At 39.5% G+C, this 14,815-nt stretch carries 13 protein-coding genes; 9 read left to right on the top strand and 4 right to left on the bottom strand.

Going from position 1 to position 14,815, the window contains the following annotated elements; genetic code table 11:
* Positions 1–9: 9 nt before the first annotated feature.
* Together murJ and RE409_RS26230 are read right to left on the bottom strand one after the other, a co-directional pair.
* Positions 10–1,533 (bottom strand): murein biosynthesis integral membrane protein MurJ, encoded by a 1,524-nt coding sequence (gene murJ, locus RE409_RS26235; RefSeq protein ID WP_201187410.1) that lies wholly within the window; start codon positions 1,531–1,533, stop codon positions 10–12.
* A 4-nt stretch (positions 1,534–1,537) separates the two neighbouring features.
* Positions 1,538–2,968, bottom strand: coding sequence for an O-antigen ligase family protein (locus RE409_RS26230; protein WP_207198791.1), 1,431 nt, complete (start codon positions 2,966–2,968; stop codon positions 1,538–1,540).
* A gap of 110 nt (positions 2,969–3,078) precedes the next feature.
* On the opposite strand from RE409_RS26230, the gene RE409_RS26225 reads away from it, so the two are divergent.
* The 3 genes from RE409_RS26225 to RE409_RS26215 all read left to right on the top strand — a co-directional run bounded on the left by RE409_RS26225 (position 3,079) and on the right by RE409_RS26215 (position 6,068).
* On the top strand, positions 3,079–3,822 hold the full coding sequence (locus RE409_RS26225; protein ID WP_201187407.1) for a WecB/TagA/CpsF family glycosyltransferase: 744 nt from the start codon (positions 3,079–3,081) through the stop codon (positions 3,820–3,822).
* An 18-nt stretch (positions 3,823–3,840) separates the two neighbouring features.
* Positions 3,841–4,944, top strand: a complete 1,104-nt coding sequence (locus RE409_RS26220; RefSeq protein WP_309558291.1) for a glycosyltransferase family 4 protein — start codon at positions 3,841–3,843, stop codon at positions 4,942–4,944.
* 74 nt (positions 4,945–5,018) lie between these two features.
* Entirely contained in the window at positions 5,019–6,068 is a 1,050-nt protein-coding gene (locus tag RE409_RS26215) for a glycosyltransferase family 4 protein (protein ID WP_201187404.1), read from the top strand.
* 440 nt (positions 6,069–6,508) lie between these two features.
* On the opposite strand, the gene RE409_RS26210 is transcribed toward RE409_RS26215, so the two are convergent.
* A complete protein-coding gene (locus tag RE409_RS26210; RefSeq protein ID WP_201187403.1) occupies positions 6,509–7,525 on the bottom strand; it encodes an LCP family protein in 1,017 nt (338 codons plus the stop codon).
* A gap of 171 nt (positions 7,526–7,696) precedes the next feature.
* Positions 7,697–8,332 carry a YigZ family protein gene (locus tag RE409_RS26205; protein ID WP_309558290.1) on the bottom strand — a complete coding sequence of 212 codons (636 nt, stop codon included), beginning with the start codon at positions 8,330–8,332 and terminating at the stop codon, positions 7,697–7,699.
* 627 nt (positions 8,333–8,959) lie between these two features.
* Between RE409_RS26205 and RE409_RS26200 the strand changes: the two genes are divergently transcribed.
* The 6 genes from RE409_RS26200 (at position 8,960) to RE409_RS26175 (ending at position 14,628) form a co-directional block, all read left to right on the top strand.
* Positions 8,960–10,102, top strand: coding sequence for a sensor histidine kinase (locus RE409_RS26200; protein ID WP_056524380.1), 1,143 nt, complete (start codon positions 8,960–8,962; stop codon positions 10,100–10,102).
* 46 nt (positions 10,103–10,148) lie between these two features.
* The gene (locus RE409_RS26195) at positions 10,149–10,832 is read left to right on the top strand and encodes a response regulator (RefSeq protein WP_053348555.1); all 684 of its coding nucleotides are present in this window, start codon (positions 10,149–10,151) and stop codon (positions 10,830–10,832) included.
* A 218-nt stretch (positions 10,833–11,050) separates the two neighbouring features.
* Entirely contained in the window at positions 11,051–11,893 is an 843-nt protein-coding gene (locus tag RE409_RS26190; RefSeq protein ID WP_053348556.1) for a DegV family protein, read from the top strand.
* A 399-nt stretch (positions 11,894–12,292) separates the two neighbouring features.
* Positions 12,293–13,423: an ATP-dependent helicase ComFA gene (locus RE409_RS26185; RefSeq protein ID WP_309558289.1), complete on the top strand. Its 1,131-nt coding sequence runs from the start codon at positions 12,293–12,295 to the stop codon at positions 13,421–13,423.
* Positions 13,416–14,108 (top strand): ComF family protein, encoded by a 693-nt coding sequence (locus RE409_RS26180; RefSeq protein WP_309558288.1) that lies wholly within the window; start codon positions 13,416–13,418, stop codon positions 14,106–14,108. Before RE409_RS26185 ends, RE409_RS26180 begins: the two co-directional genes overlap by 8 nt.
* Positions 14,109–14,208: 100 nt before the next feature.
* Positions 14,209–14,628 carry a TIGR03826 family flagellar region protein gene (locus tag RE409_RS26175; protein WP_098177201.1) on the top strand — a complete coding sequence of 140 codons (420 nt, stop codon included), beginning with the start codon at positions 14,209–14,211 and terminating at the stop codon, positions 14,626–14,628.
* Positions 14,629–14,815: the final 187 nt, after the last annotated feature.

Here is a 14,815-nt window from a genome sequence, read left to right as displayed (position 1 = left end):
TTTAAATGACTACTTCGATCTAATCTTCCGCAATGCATGTAGACTACTTACTTTAAAAAGCATGGAAAATAGGATATATAACCCGAATACCATAAGGGAAACTATAACTAATTCCACAAAAATGGAGAACTTTAGCGTAAAAGGATGGATCCATAAAGCAAGTCCATAGATGAGAGCTCCGATGATGATTAGCTTGCTACTTTCTTGAAAAACATCAGTAAATACAGCTTTGTCAGTTTTTTTTGTTTTTAGCCACAAGAAGAAGAATAGGTAGAGAGATTGCAGGAGCATCGAAATACCTGAGGCTAAGGCGATTCCGCCGACACCGAGAAAACGTGAAAGTGCCCAGCTGAGCAGGACATTTAGTAAAACAGCAATCAGGCAGGAATACATAGCCACCTTTGTTTTTTTTAAGGCGTAAAAGGCGTTCATCAAATAATCTCTTAGTGCAAAAAAAGGGAGACAAGCTGAATAAAAGAAAAATGCTGCATAAGTTGTTTCTGTTGCGGATGCATCAAAGGCACCGCGTTGAAAAGCCAGAGCGATTAAGCTGTTTCCACTGATCAACATGACAATCATAAAAGGAACAGCTAAGAATAAAAGGGACTTCAATCCTTTTAAGGTTAAACTAAGGAAAGATTGATATCCTTCAATAGCGCGTTCGACAATCGAAGGATATAAAACGGTAATCAGCGGTGTGAGGACAATGCTTAGTGGCAACCACAATAGCCGATTCGCATAGTTCAGGGCCGATACACTTCCAGTCTCGAGCGAGGTGGCAATAATCCGGTCGACGACACTATTTAATTGGATGGCCAAAGCCGCAATGATAATAGGATAAAAGGTGATAAGCGTATTATTAATTTGCTGTTTGTAAGGCCGAAAGGAAAAAATCGGACGAATCTGGTATTTTCTTAATGATGGATATTGAATTATAAATTGGCTGGCGGCACCAAACACAAATCCCCAGGCCAATCCTTTCACCCCAAAGGGAGCAGCGAACAATACGGTAGCTACTATAATGACTGTATTTTGGGCTGTTGAAGTAAAAGCTGGGAGTAGAAAACGCTGATTCGCATTTAATACTCCTGTCGCCATGTAGGCAAGCGTGAAAAAAAGTAAACTCGGCAGCATAATCCTGGTTAGAACCTCTGTTAAAGCAAGTTCGGAACCCGAGAATCCAGGGGCCACCATCATAACGAGCGGCTTTGTGAAAATCAGGCAGGCAATGGTCATTACGACGGCTACTAGCATAAAAAAGGAACCTAATACACTGATGAATTCATCAGCTCTCCTTGGATTTTCCGCTTTTTTCTCCAGGTAAATAGGAATGACACCGGCCTGAAGACCGCTGCCGAGAGCTGTAAAAAGAATGGTAGGAATTAGACTGGCTACGAAAAAGATGTCTGCCGTTGATGATGCTCCGAAATAGGCGGCAATGATTGATTCCCTGCCGAAGCCAAGGACTTTTCCAATGGCTGCAATGATAGTGACGAGCCCGACCGATTTAACAACATGTGAAAGAGTAGGCATATGTTCAATCCTTTAAAAAGATGTCCTTGTGTAAACAAAATCCTAAACAACTATAAAAAATGAGGGTAAACGTTTTATCCTCAAGAATATTGTAAAAAAGTCCAGCTATTAGCCCTGCTATCATCAAGCAGATGGTGAAGACTGCTGAAGTGCCATTGCTTGTTTTAATGATTTTACGAAAGGTTAAAAGAATAAATACGAAAACTGATAAAAAACCGAGCACCCCTGTTTGGACAAGAATCTGAATGTATTGATTATCAGTATACATCCTTTCACCAATCTGGTATTCCTGATAAATCGGTGAGGGGAAGGAAAGGGTGGCTGAATCTCCGAATGTAGCAAGCCCCGTACCAGCTATGGGATGATCCATAAAAATTTCAAGCCCTTTAAAAACGACATATAACCTGCCCCATTCTGTACTTTGATGAAGAGTCTTATCAGAGAACATGTCTGAGAAACGATTGGACAGGGCATGTTCACGTTCGGAAATAGGAGTGCTGCCAATTGTCATATTTTCCATTGGAACCGATGCTGACAGCTCCACTTTGCTTGAAGTGAATAGAACCGGGTAATATATGAGAAGCAGACCGCAAACAAATGACCCTAAAGCAAATTTGAAAAATGTTTTATTTTTAGTCCAGATGGTAAAGACAAGCGTTGCTACTCCGAAAGCGATCATCGTCCCCCGTGAATAGGTGAGCAGTAAAGTTCCGAACATTAAGATGGATGCTAGAAAGACCGAGAACTTATATTTCTTTAACGCTTGAAAGAGGAAGAAGCTAAAAAACAACTGGATGCTTAAAAATAAAGCAAAGACATTAGGATTGGCAGCTGCACCATAAATCCTCATTCGATTTGTTGAGGAAAGAGTCCACATTTCCCAAGCATGAGGCAGTAAGATGGAACGAGAAAAGATTTTCTCCAATAAGCCGTGAAGGCAAAGGACGATTGTAAATAGTAGGGTGACCTTCAAAAAGCGAAAGATATCCTTTCTTTCTAGATTTAATTCACCGATAATATAGAGAAGCAAGAAGGTCACAAGTATAGCTCGGAGTTCAAACAGAATTGGAATGAGACCCACCCCGGTTAAGACCGAGGCAACAACACCAACTAAACAATACAGCCAGAACGGTAAAGTGAAATGATACTTCGCAGTTGACCATTCTTTCTTCTTAAACTTTTCAATAAGTAAAGAAATAAATAGGAAAAGGATAATTAGGTCTCCTGTATAGGTTAAGCCGCTATTCAGTTCCATAAATAAGGGACGGGCTGGGAAATAAATGAATAGAATTAATATCAGGTTTTTTTTATTTATAACGATAAAAATTAGCATCAATGCCGTCGCAGTGTAGCCGACGATAGGGTGAGGTACTGCTAATGAGAAGAGCAGGCACACAATTAGAATGGGTAACGAAAGTTTTTCAAGAAGCTTCAATTGTTCAACCACCTTTGAATCAAAATTACGTTATATGATTTGTATGAAAAAATTTCTTGAATAATACCCGACCCTATAGATGTATAGTACATATGAAAGGCTGAAGAGATATGACTGAGAAATATGTGGAGATATTGTCCATACCATTTATTGATAGCAATATGGATGAATTTATAAATCAGATAATCTACCCAAGATTAATGAATCAAGAAAAAACGTTTGTCGTTACGGCAAATCCTGAAATTGTTGAGTATGCAAATGAACATCAGGATTATAAGGACATCATTACATCGGCTGATTACATTACACCGGATGGCGTTGGTATTATTATGGCCTCAAAATGGCTGAATCAACCATTACAGGAGCGGATTACTGGGTTCGATTTGATGAATGAACTATTCCGGATTGCCGATGAGCAGGCTCTAAAGGTATATCTGCTTGGAGCTGAAGAATCCGTGATTGAAACAGCTGCTTTAAAGGTTCAAGAGAAATATCCGGGTATCGAACTTGTAGGATACAACCATGGATACATTGATATCAAGGACGAGTGCTTGGCAAAGTCCATAGCGGAACTGGAACCCGACATTATTTTGACTGCCTTAGGCTTTCCTAGGCAGGAAAAGTGGGTTTCTATGCACTATCCCTTATTTAAAAAGGGGTTTTTTATGGGAGTTGGAGGGAGCTTTGATGTTCTCGCCGGAAAGGTGAACCGCGCTCCTGTCTTATGGCAGAAGGTGCGTCTTGAATGGTTGTTCCGATTAATCCAACAGCCCTCCCGATGGAAACGGATGCTTGTGCTGCCGAAATTCGTATTAAAGGTTAGACGGAAAAAGAAAAGGTTGCAGCGTTCCTAAACATAAGGAGTGAACTACATGAAGATCATGCACTTAAACGCTGGTAATGAAACTGGCGGCGGTATGTTTCATATTCTGTCCTTACTTAACCAACTAAATAAAGAGGAATGCCTTCTTGGAGTGTTTGAAAAAGGAGCTCTGTACCGGCAGGCTGTGGCATCTGGGATTCAAACTGAAATTTTCAAGCAACATTCTAAATATGATCTTTCGATATTGAAACCTTTACGGGACTTTATCCGTCTAAATAATATAGAGATCATCCACACACATGGTCCGCGTGCGAATATTTACGGAGCTTTTTTAAAACGTCTCGTAAAACGCCCCTGGGTTCTTACTGTGCACAGTTCCCCTCAGCATGATTTTTTAGATATGGGTGTAAAAGGAAAACTGTTTACGAACTTGCATATTAGGTCATTTCAGCATACTGATCATATACTGGCGGTCTCCGATCGATTTAAGCAAGACTTAATTAGTCAAGGGATTCCCTCAACCAAGATCACCAAGATTTTAAATGGTATTAACTTTGAAAAGAAATTAGAGGGACCCTTTCAAAGAGAAGACTTTGGGTTTGTGGCTGATGATTTTGTTATCATTATGCCTGCTAGGCTTGAACCTGTAAAAGGGCATGAATTTGCCTTAGAGGCATTAAGTCAAGTGATATCGGAGTTTCCCCATGTAAAGCTGTTGCTTGTGGGTGAGGGAAGCAGAAGACTGGCTTTAGAAAAGATGGTTTTGGAAAAAAGTTTAACTAATCACGTGTTCTTTTTAGGGTATCGTAAAGATATAGAGAAGCTCTATCCCTTGGCTGATGTCACATTGTTAGCGTCTTTAAGCGAGAGTTTCCCACTTGTTTTACTTGAAGGGGCAAGGGCAGGTTTGCCTGCGATTACAAGTGATGTTGGCGGTGTAAAAGAATTAATTCCGGATGAGAAATTTGGCTGGATAACAGAGATTGGGCATGTAACCCAATTGAAAATGGCTATCTGTAAAGCAGTAGAATTAAAAAAATCCGGAAACCTGACAAGGTTAGGGACAGATTTACAAAAATTTGCAAAAAACAACTTTTCTATAGAGATTTTAGCCGAAAACGTATATAATGTTTATTTGAGGATGAAAAAATAAATAAGTTATTATAAATACGTTTTCTTATTGATTGTTAAGGGTATTAGATTTATGTTGAATAGAGGTGGTTCTTGATGTTAATAGGGGCCTTGTTGGTAGCATTTTTATTGTCCATTTTTTTGACTCCTTTTGTCGGAAAGTTGGCCATTAAATTAGGAGCTACTGATAAACCGAATGAGCGAAAAGTGCATAGCAAAATTATGCCACGCATGGGCGGTTTAGCTATATTTTTGAGTTTTTTCATTACATTCTTAATTTTTACGAATGACTTTTGGGAGCAATTGCCTCTTCTAGTAGGTGCTCTTGTCATCATATTAATTGGGATGGCGGATGATATATATGAATTAAGAGCTGCACCCAAGTTTTTGGGTCAGGTTTTAGCTGCTCTCATTATCGTGTTATGGGGCGGTCTTGAAGTTGAATTTATCAACTTACCATTTTTTACCGACACACTTCAGTTTGGCATTTTTAGTATCCCTATTACCATTTTGTGGATTGTGGCGATTATTAATGCCATTAATTTAATAGATGGCCTAGATGGTCTTGCGGGTGGAGTCTCCACAATTGCATTAGTGACGATTGCTACGATGGCCCTTATTAAAGGGGATTTATTTGTAGCGATGGTTGCATTGACTGTGATTGGAAGTACCCTTGGCTTTTTGAAATATAATTTCCATCCTGCAAAGATTTTTATGGGAGATACAGGAGCATTGTTCCTAGGTTACATCATCGCAGTTCTGTCCCTGCTTGGATTCAAAAACGTTACAATGATTTCCTTAATTGTACCGATTATCATTTTAGGGGTTCCTATTTCGGATACATTTTTTGCGATTATCCGCAGGATTGTCAATAAACAACCGATATCAGCTGCTGACAAATCACATTTACATCACTGCTTGTTAGACCTAGGATTTACTCATAAGCAGACTGTACTTCTTATTTACGCTTTAGCTGCTTGCTTTGGTTTAGCTGCCATAATCTTTTCGTTTGCAACAATGTGGGGAGCTTTGATTCTTGTAACTGGCCTCTTATTGATTATAGAAATTTTTGTAGAAAAAATTGGACTGGTCAGCTCGAATTATCAGCCTTTGCTGAAGATGCTTAATTTTAAAAACAAACCATAATTGCTTTAGTGCATAGAATACTAGATTATTATTCTCTATGCAAAGCTCAATAAATATGTTTAATGCCTCCATCCCGTATTTACTAATACGTATGGAGGTTTTTTTATAGTTTCGTTAAGGGTAACCTTCCCATGAAATAAAAAGTGTGTATCTAGTACGGAAGGATGTTTTATATATTAAATTCCTATTTGTGTGTAATATTTAGTATAAAATATCAAGTCGTAAATTTACCACTCAGATGCTCATTTAATCAAAGTTTTGGACATCGTATTATTATGTTTACGCACTCCTCTCCGGTCATTTTTTTATCAAGTTGTTTTCTTTGCTACTGGCGTTTTAAGGACGATAGAGGAGACCTTCTTAGGGGATAAAAGAGAGAGTCAAAAAAAAAGCCCCCCCACATCATCCTAGGATGAGTGGGGGGGCTTTTATTCTAATTGTTATTGTGATTGAACGGCTTCAGTTTGATTAGAGACTTCTTTAGGTCCCAGATTTAAGTGGGATTGAAGTAGTAGCTTAGTATTTGCTACTGATGTTTCATTCAATTGATAGTAATAGGTTCCGCTAATTGTGGAATCTTGACCTTCAAGTTTAATAGTTTCGAGATCCAGACCGTTGTCAGATGTTACATATTTTATGAAACCTTTAATTTGTGAGAATTGGAGATTCGTTGTCATATTGTCGCCAACAGCTTCCATAACTCCTGTATACTTCGTTAATGCTCCAACAGAGGTTGCCTTGGCCATGATGGCTTTCAGAACTTCCTGTTGTCGCTCACCACGTTGGATATCACTGTCCTTTTTACGAGTCCGTGCAAAGGCTAATGCTTCTTCACCATTAACAGTTTGTAATCCTTCTTCGAGATGAATGGCATTCTTCTTGTCATGTGAATCCATTTCGTTCATTTCATAAGGTACATCAACTTCAATTCCATCTAATGAGTCCACCACGTCGATGAAGGCATTAAAGTTCATCCGGACATAATAATCAACAGGGATATCGAATAATTCTTCCACAGTATCCATTGTTGCTTTTGGTCCACCAGCTGCATGAGCTGAGTTGATTTTCGTCGTTACGCCTTTGGCTGGTACGTACACATAGGAGTCACGTGGAATGCTTAATAGTTTAATAGATTTTTGATCTTTGTTGAATGTAGCCAGCATTAAAGCATCCGAGCGTGAATTTCCTTTATAGTCGCGTTCATCGCTGTCATCAATCCCTATGAAAAGAATTGAGAAATTATCCTTGAGTGGGTCAACCGTTTCACTCCGCTTGGCTGAGGCCTCGACAGGATCGTAAGAATCATTAAATACATTTTGGGCTTTCATATATAGAGTTGCAGCATACGTAGAAGCTCCTAGACCAAGTACCAACAGGGGGACTAGAAATAACCAAAGCCTCTTTCGCCTTTTTTTCTTTGTTTTTTTAATTTTATAAACACGCCTAGTATTAGACATCTTTTTCTTCTCCTTTTAAATAGCAGACATAAATCGCCATTTTTCGAATCCTTCAGTATATATTTCGTCATATATTAATACTAATTTTACAATGATTTAATAATTTCGTAAAATAAATATTTCTTTTCAATTATATTACAGCAAAAAAAAGGAAAAATATGCAGGAGAAAATTAAACGAGAGCCTGTTCTAAATAAATCATTTCGCCCTCAGTGATACGGCCTTGACCGTTTGTCAGCTCTGTCATCCAGTTGGTATATGCCTGTTTTTGGGCTTCCTCTACATATACCAGAAGATTGACTTGTTCAAGGTATTGAATTTCCTTTATTTGATAAATCGATGATCGTAATTCGTTTTCCAATTTTCCGAGCCAGGTATAGTCGACATTTGTTAAAATTACGCGCATTAATTTTCTATTAACTACACCCGTGGTATTAATTCCTTCTGAAGTCGCTTTACTATAAGCACGAATCAGGCCGCCTGCACCAAGTTTGATGCCGCCAAAATATCGTGTAACCACAACAGCCGTATCTTTTAGGTCTTTTTTCTTAAGAACCTCAAGAATAGGGACGCCTGCCGTACCGCTTGGCTCTCCATCATCAAGGGCTTTTTGAATTTGATTTTGTTCTCCAATCATATAGGCTGAACAATTATGAGTAGCATCTTTATGCTTTTTCTTAATTTCTTGAATAAAGGCCTGTGCTGCTTTTTCTGATTCCACTCGGGCGATGTGGGCAATAAATCGAGATTTCTCAATCACGATTTCATGTTCACCACGTCCTTTTACCGTTAAATAATGAGGGAGCATTACTATTCCACCTTCGCTCTCGCTATTAGTTGATTCATTATAAGGCTTTGCGCAAAAAGTGGCAATGAAGATTATTTTTTATTCCGTATAGTGTAAAGAAACTTTAATATAAGAAAAAGTTGTACGTGTTATAATTAATTCTACTGCCAGCTAATGTTTATTAGATGGTTATATATGCTTAAAAGAATATCATTGTAGGAAAAACAATGAGTTTTGTACCATAAACCTGGCTTGTCCATATCGAGTCAGCTCATTTCAAGGATTTTGCCATTTAATAAATGTATCTGTTTCGTATAATAATCAATGGAGTGGAATATTCCATTTGATTGATAAGGATAATTCGGATTAGGATAATAGAAACAACCTTTTAATAGGTGGTCTAACGTGATATCCATAAAAGCTAGGAATATGAAATGTATACTAAATATGTATATTTTGTGAAAATCCTACAATGAAATTGACGTATTTTTCTTCTTTTTTTGGTACAATATGTTCATGAAGGTTACTTCATTGCAAGTTTCCTGATAATTAACCATTCATGAAAAAGGAAAAAGAGCTTTTTTCCATATACATAGTCTATAAGACAACAAATTGTTTAAGTCTGTTGATTTAAGTGGAGGGATCTTAATGTCCATAAAAAAGGTTGATGCTAAAGCATTGGACAAGATCTTAGAAACAATGGTAAGCACTGTTAGTGAAAGTAAGGATGAAGTCTTTGATATTGGAGAGCAATGTCGCAAAGACTTTGAGTCATTAACAAAAGAGCTTGATGATGTGAAAATCAGAGTTGCCATTGTGATAACCGACAGCGATGCACTGGATTCAAAAGCCAGATTTGCTCGAAAAAGGCTTTCCGAAGTCAGTATGCACTTCAACCATTTTTCTGAAGAACAGGTTCGCGATGCTTATGAAAGAGCACATAAGCTGCAAGTCGATTTACAAATAAATCGCCAGTTAGAGAAAGAGCTTCGTAATCGACGGGATGAACTTGAGCTTAGATTAAGGGGATTACAGCAGACGATTGATAAAGCTGTACATCTCGTCTCGCAAATCTCTGTTGTACAAAACTATTTGACACAGGACTTGAAATTTGTGGGAGAAGCTCTACAAGAAGCGAAACGTAAGCAGGACTTCGGCTTGAAAATAATAGAAGCTCAGGAGCAGGAACGTAAAAAACTCTCACGGGAAATCCATGATGGCCCCGCGCAAATGCTTGCTAATGTCATGATGCGTTCGGATTTGATAGAACGTGTACAACGAGAGAGAGGTCCTGATGAAGCTCTTGTGGAAATCCGTAGCTTAAAAGTCATGGTACGGAATGCGTTATATGAAGTGCGTAGAATCATCTATGATCTGCGTCCTATGGCCCTTGACGATCTAGGTCTTGTTCCTACCCTCAGAAAGTATCTGCAAACGACCGAAGACTATAATACTGGTGTGCATTTGAATTTCGTTAACCTCGGCCAGGTCAAAAGGCTTCCCTCTGATATGGAGGTTGCTTTATTTAGGCTGGTCCAAGAGGCTGTACAGAATTCACTGAAACATGCAGAGCCAAAGCAAGTTCAAGTAAAACTTTCCATTTCTAAAGAGATGGTTACGGTTGTCGTCAAAGATGATGGAAAAGGGTTTGATTCTTCCATTCAAAAAGAGGGTTCTTTTGGCTTAGTAGGCATGAGGGAAAGAGTCGAGCTACTTGAAGGTGAAATGACAATTGATTCACAACCAGGGGCAGGCACTTTGGTGTTTATACAAATTCCCTATCATTTATAAATTTTAGAGAATAGGCATTTAAATAGAAATTAGGAGGAAGAAGCCGTTGAAGACTAGTATCATCATTATAGATGACCATCAGCTTTTCCGTGAAGGTGTTAAGCGTATATTAGATTTTGAATCATCCTTTGATGTTGTTGCCGAAGGCGATGACGGAAGCGAGGCTATGGATCTTGTTGAAACACACAAACCAGATGTTGTTATCATGGATATCAACATGCCGAATATGAACGGTGTCGAAGCGACTAAAATGCTTGTAAACCGTTACCCTGAAACGAAAGTCATCATTTTATCGATTCATGATGATGAAAACTACGTACAGCATGCATTGAAAACAGGAGCACAAGGTTACCTGTTGAAAGAAATGGACGCAGATGCGCTAATTGATGCTGTTCGTGTAGTCGCAGAAGGTGGCTCATACCTTCATCCAAAGGTGACACATAATTTAGTCAAAGAATATCGCCGTTTAGCTGCTGAAGAGGGTGCTGATCGTGATTCAGTACATGCTGTAGAGATTAGAAGACCGCTTCACCTATTGACTCGACGCGAGTGTGAAGTTCTTCAACTTTTAGCAGACGGAAAAAGCAATCGTGCCATCGGCGAAACTTTATATATCAGTGAAAAAACAGTAAAAAACCATGTGAGTAACATTCTTCAAAAAATGAATGTAAACGATCGTACCCAAGCTGTTGTTTTAGCTATTAAAAACGGCTGGGTAGAAGTGAAATAATTTCAACTTATGATAAGTCCGGCTCTTCAGTTTTCGCAATGCGTACTGATGCGCCGGACTTTTTTGTCAAATGCCGAACTCGGCATAAATCTATTCACCTACTTAAATTGTACTAATTTATGGTAAAAAAAGATAAGCTATTTAATGCAAGTTAAGGCATTTTCAGATAGAATGGTGTATAAGATATTTAGAGTAATTTTATAAGGATGGTACTCACTATGAAAACCGCAGTCGTAACAGATAGCACTGCATATATACCTAAGGATATGCGTGATCGTTTACATATACATATGATGCCGCTTAATGTCATTTTCTCCAACGAAGCCTACCGGGAAGAAATCGATATTGCTGCAGATGAGTTTTATGAAGAAGTAAAAAGGCAAGCGAAGCTACCGACCACGTCACAACCGCCAATCGGTCAGTTTGTTGAGAAGTTTGAAGAGCTCCAAAAAGAATATGATGATGTTATTTCAATTCATTTATCGAGTGGTATCAGTGGTACGTATCAAGGTGCGGTTTCAGCAGGTGAAATGGTAGAGGGAGTTCAGGTCCACGCCTTTGATTCTGAAATCAGCTGTAGAGTCCAGGGATTTTATGTTCTCGAAGCGGCTCAGATGGCACTTGACGGTAAGGACGCAGAAGAGATTATGGCCAGGCTCGAAGAAATGAAACTTTCCGTCCGGGCATATTTCATGGCGGATGACTTATCCCATCTGCAGCGTGGGGGGCGGCTAAGCAGTGCCCAGGCCTTGATAGGGAGTTTGCTACAAGTAAAGCCTGTTCTCCATTTTGTTGACAAAGTCATTGTCCCGTTCGAAAAAATCCGTACTAGAAAAAAGGCGATGAAACGGATTGCTGATTTACTTGGAGAAGACGCGGCAAACGGTGAAAACTATAAAGCGGTCATTATTCATGCTAAGCGTGAAGCTGAAGCTAAAGACTGGAAAACGGAACTTGAAGCGCGTTTCCCAAATGTCGAGTTTGACATCAGCTACTTCGGTCCTGTGATCGGAACGCATCTGGGCGAAGGCTCGATGGGGATGGGCTGGTATAAAGTATAAACAGAGGAACGTCTTTCCTTGAAAAAGGAGGAGGCGTTTTTTTATGGATATAAGAGGGATTCTAAAGTGAAAAGCGAATTCTATTTACGAGTGTAAAATTCTATTCTAAGAAAGAAAGAAGGTTATAGTTTGGAAAATACGATTAGTTCTCCCCCTTTTTCCCCAGAACTTCAGAATCACCTCACAGGAAGGTTGTTATTGGCCTCCGAAATTCCTTTTTCCCCGGCAATCATTTCCGACCAAATAAAGCACGGCTATGTCTCTGTGACTTCCGGCGTGCAATGTGTGAATGGTCAGTACAATTGTGTACGATGCGGTAACCAAAATTCTGCTTTGTTTTATACGTTTCCGTGTAAAATTTGCAATCAAGATTGTACTTACTGCCGAGCCTGTATCATGATGGGGCGGGTCAGTGAATGTGCAAAATTATACGGCTGGATCGGTCCTGATTTGAAGTTTGCGGTTCCTGACAAAGTAATGAGCTGGGATGGAACTCTAACTTCAGGTCAGCAAACGGCCTCGGACTGTGTCGTTGAGGCTGTAAAAAGAAAAGGTGAATTACTGGTATGGGCCGTATGCGGAGCTGGTAAAACGGAAGTCCTATTTGCTGGCATTGAGGCGGGCTTGCTTGCCGGAAAACGAATCTGTATGGCAACACCTCGGACCGATGTCGTTCTCGAACTGTCACCCCGGTTAAAAAGAGCCTTTCCAGCCATTGAGGTATCCGCTCTGTATGGAGGCAGCGAAGACCGAAGCAAAGCTTCGCCGCTAACCGTTTCCACCACACATCAGCTTTTTCGTTTTTCTGAAGCCTTCGATGTAGTCATCATTGATGAAGTCGATGCGTTTCCCTACTCTATTGATGATTCTCTACATTATGCGGTTAATAAATCCAAAAAGCCCTCTGCTACAACTATCTACTTAACTGCCACTCCTTCTAAACAGATGCAACGATCTTACCGTAGCGGGAAACTGCAAGCCGTGACAATCCCTGCCCGTTACCATCATAAGCCGATCCCTGTTCCTGAAATGAAATGGAGCGGCAATTGGCAAAAACAATATCTCCAAAAAAAGATTCCTCCTGTGATTGCCAGTTGGGTAAGCGAACGTCTTCAGCTGAAGATTCCTCTATTATTATTTTTTCCGAGCATTCAGGTGATGGAACAGGTAATTCCGTTGTTTCAAACACTATCCCCTAAATTGGAGACCGTTCACTCACAGCACCCTGAACGAAAAGAAAGAGTACAGGCATTACGGAATGGCGAGGTCCCTGGATTATTGACCACGACGATTTTAGAACGCGGGGTGACAATTGAGCGACTAGACGTAGCCGTGATTGGTGCTGAACATGAGGTGTTTTCTGAGAGTGCTCTCGTCCAGATTGCCGGCCGCGTCGGCAGAAGCTTTACTTATCCAACGGGTACTATCACTTTTTTTCATTACGGAAAAAGCAAAGCTATGGTCGAGGCGATCTGCCATATACAAATGATGAATAAAGAGGCCTGGAAAAGAGGTCTGCTGGATGGCTAGATGCTTATTTTGTGTTGAAGAAATGAAAGCAGTATTGACGTGGAGAAGTCTATTACTGAAGAAAGAGGCAATGACAATCTGTGAAAGATGTGAAGGGAAACTTAAAAAGTTAGCAGGTGAGGCATGCTCGATTTGCTCTCGAGAGCTTGATAAGAATTACCGCATCGAGGATCTTTGTTTGGATTGTGTGAGATGGGAAAAAGATAAGAAATGGAGCGGGTATTTGTCCATAAACATATCGCTTTTTCATTATAATGAATTCCTGAAAGACATGATTGCGAAATATAAGTACCGAGGAGATTATGCACTGGCTGAGGCCTTCGTTCCCTTTTTAAAAGACAAACTAAAAGACATGGATTTTGACTTGGTAACGTTCATTCCTCTTAGTAATGAACGTCTGATGGAGAGGGGTTTCAATCAGGCGCAGGCTTTGACAGATCTGCTAGGCCTTAACACGGTTGAGCTATTAACGCGCCTTCATACGGAAAAACAATCGAAAAAGTCACGTGAGGAGCGGATATCATTGCCACAAGTTTTTCAGGTCACCAAACCGGATTTATTAAAGCAAAAATCAATCTTGATCGTGGATGACATTTACACAACAGGCTCAACACTCCGGCATGCGGCTAAGGCTTTGAAAACCGCTGGTGCCACAGAAGTTTCATCAATTACTCTGGCTAGGTAAAACCGAATATTTTTTATAAACCTTCTAAAGTATCGGTGTTAATATTCGATATATACAGTACTGAAGAACAATCATTGTGATAGTAAAGGAGGGGTCCTCAATGGATTTGTTCAACTGTCAAAACTGTAATTCGTTATTTGTTAAAACAAAATTTCGTGATGTTTGCGATGCTTGCTATAAAGAAGAAGAAGCTAAATTTGATGAAGTGTATGCCTACATTCGCAAGAAAAGTAATCGAACGGCGTTAATGATGCAAGTGGTTGAGGCCACAGGCGTGGAAGAAGATTTGATTATTAAATTTGTAAAAACAGGAAAACTGAGAATTTCCCAATTTCCTAACCTAGGCATTCCTTGTGAAAAATGCGGGACCAACATTCAAAGTGGGAGATTATGTAGCAAATGCAGCGATTCCCTTCGCTCTGAATTGCAGACTTTTGAAGATGAAGAAAAGTGCCTAACTAAAATACAAGAACGAAATAAAAAAAATACGTATTATATTAAAGATAATCACGAAGGATAATCCTTGGCTTCATGATTGGTATTTTGTTAGAATATTCGGTATTGAGAACAAAATTCGACAATGGTTGTCGAAGGAAAGATTACAGGAAAACATAAAAAAAAATAAGTCCTTGTCGATATTAATGATAGGGAGAATAAACACAGCCAAGAGTCATTCTCATGGTCTGTTAAAGGAATCGAAATATGAA

The organism is Peribacillus sp. R9-11 (assembly GCF_031345095.1).
GTDB classification, from domain to species: Bacteria; Bacillota; Bacilli; order Bacillales; family DSM-1321; genus Peribacillus; species Peribacillus butanolivorans.
Note: the sequence above shows the minus strand (reverse complement) of the source record. Positions and strands in the feature narration are given on the sequence as shown.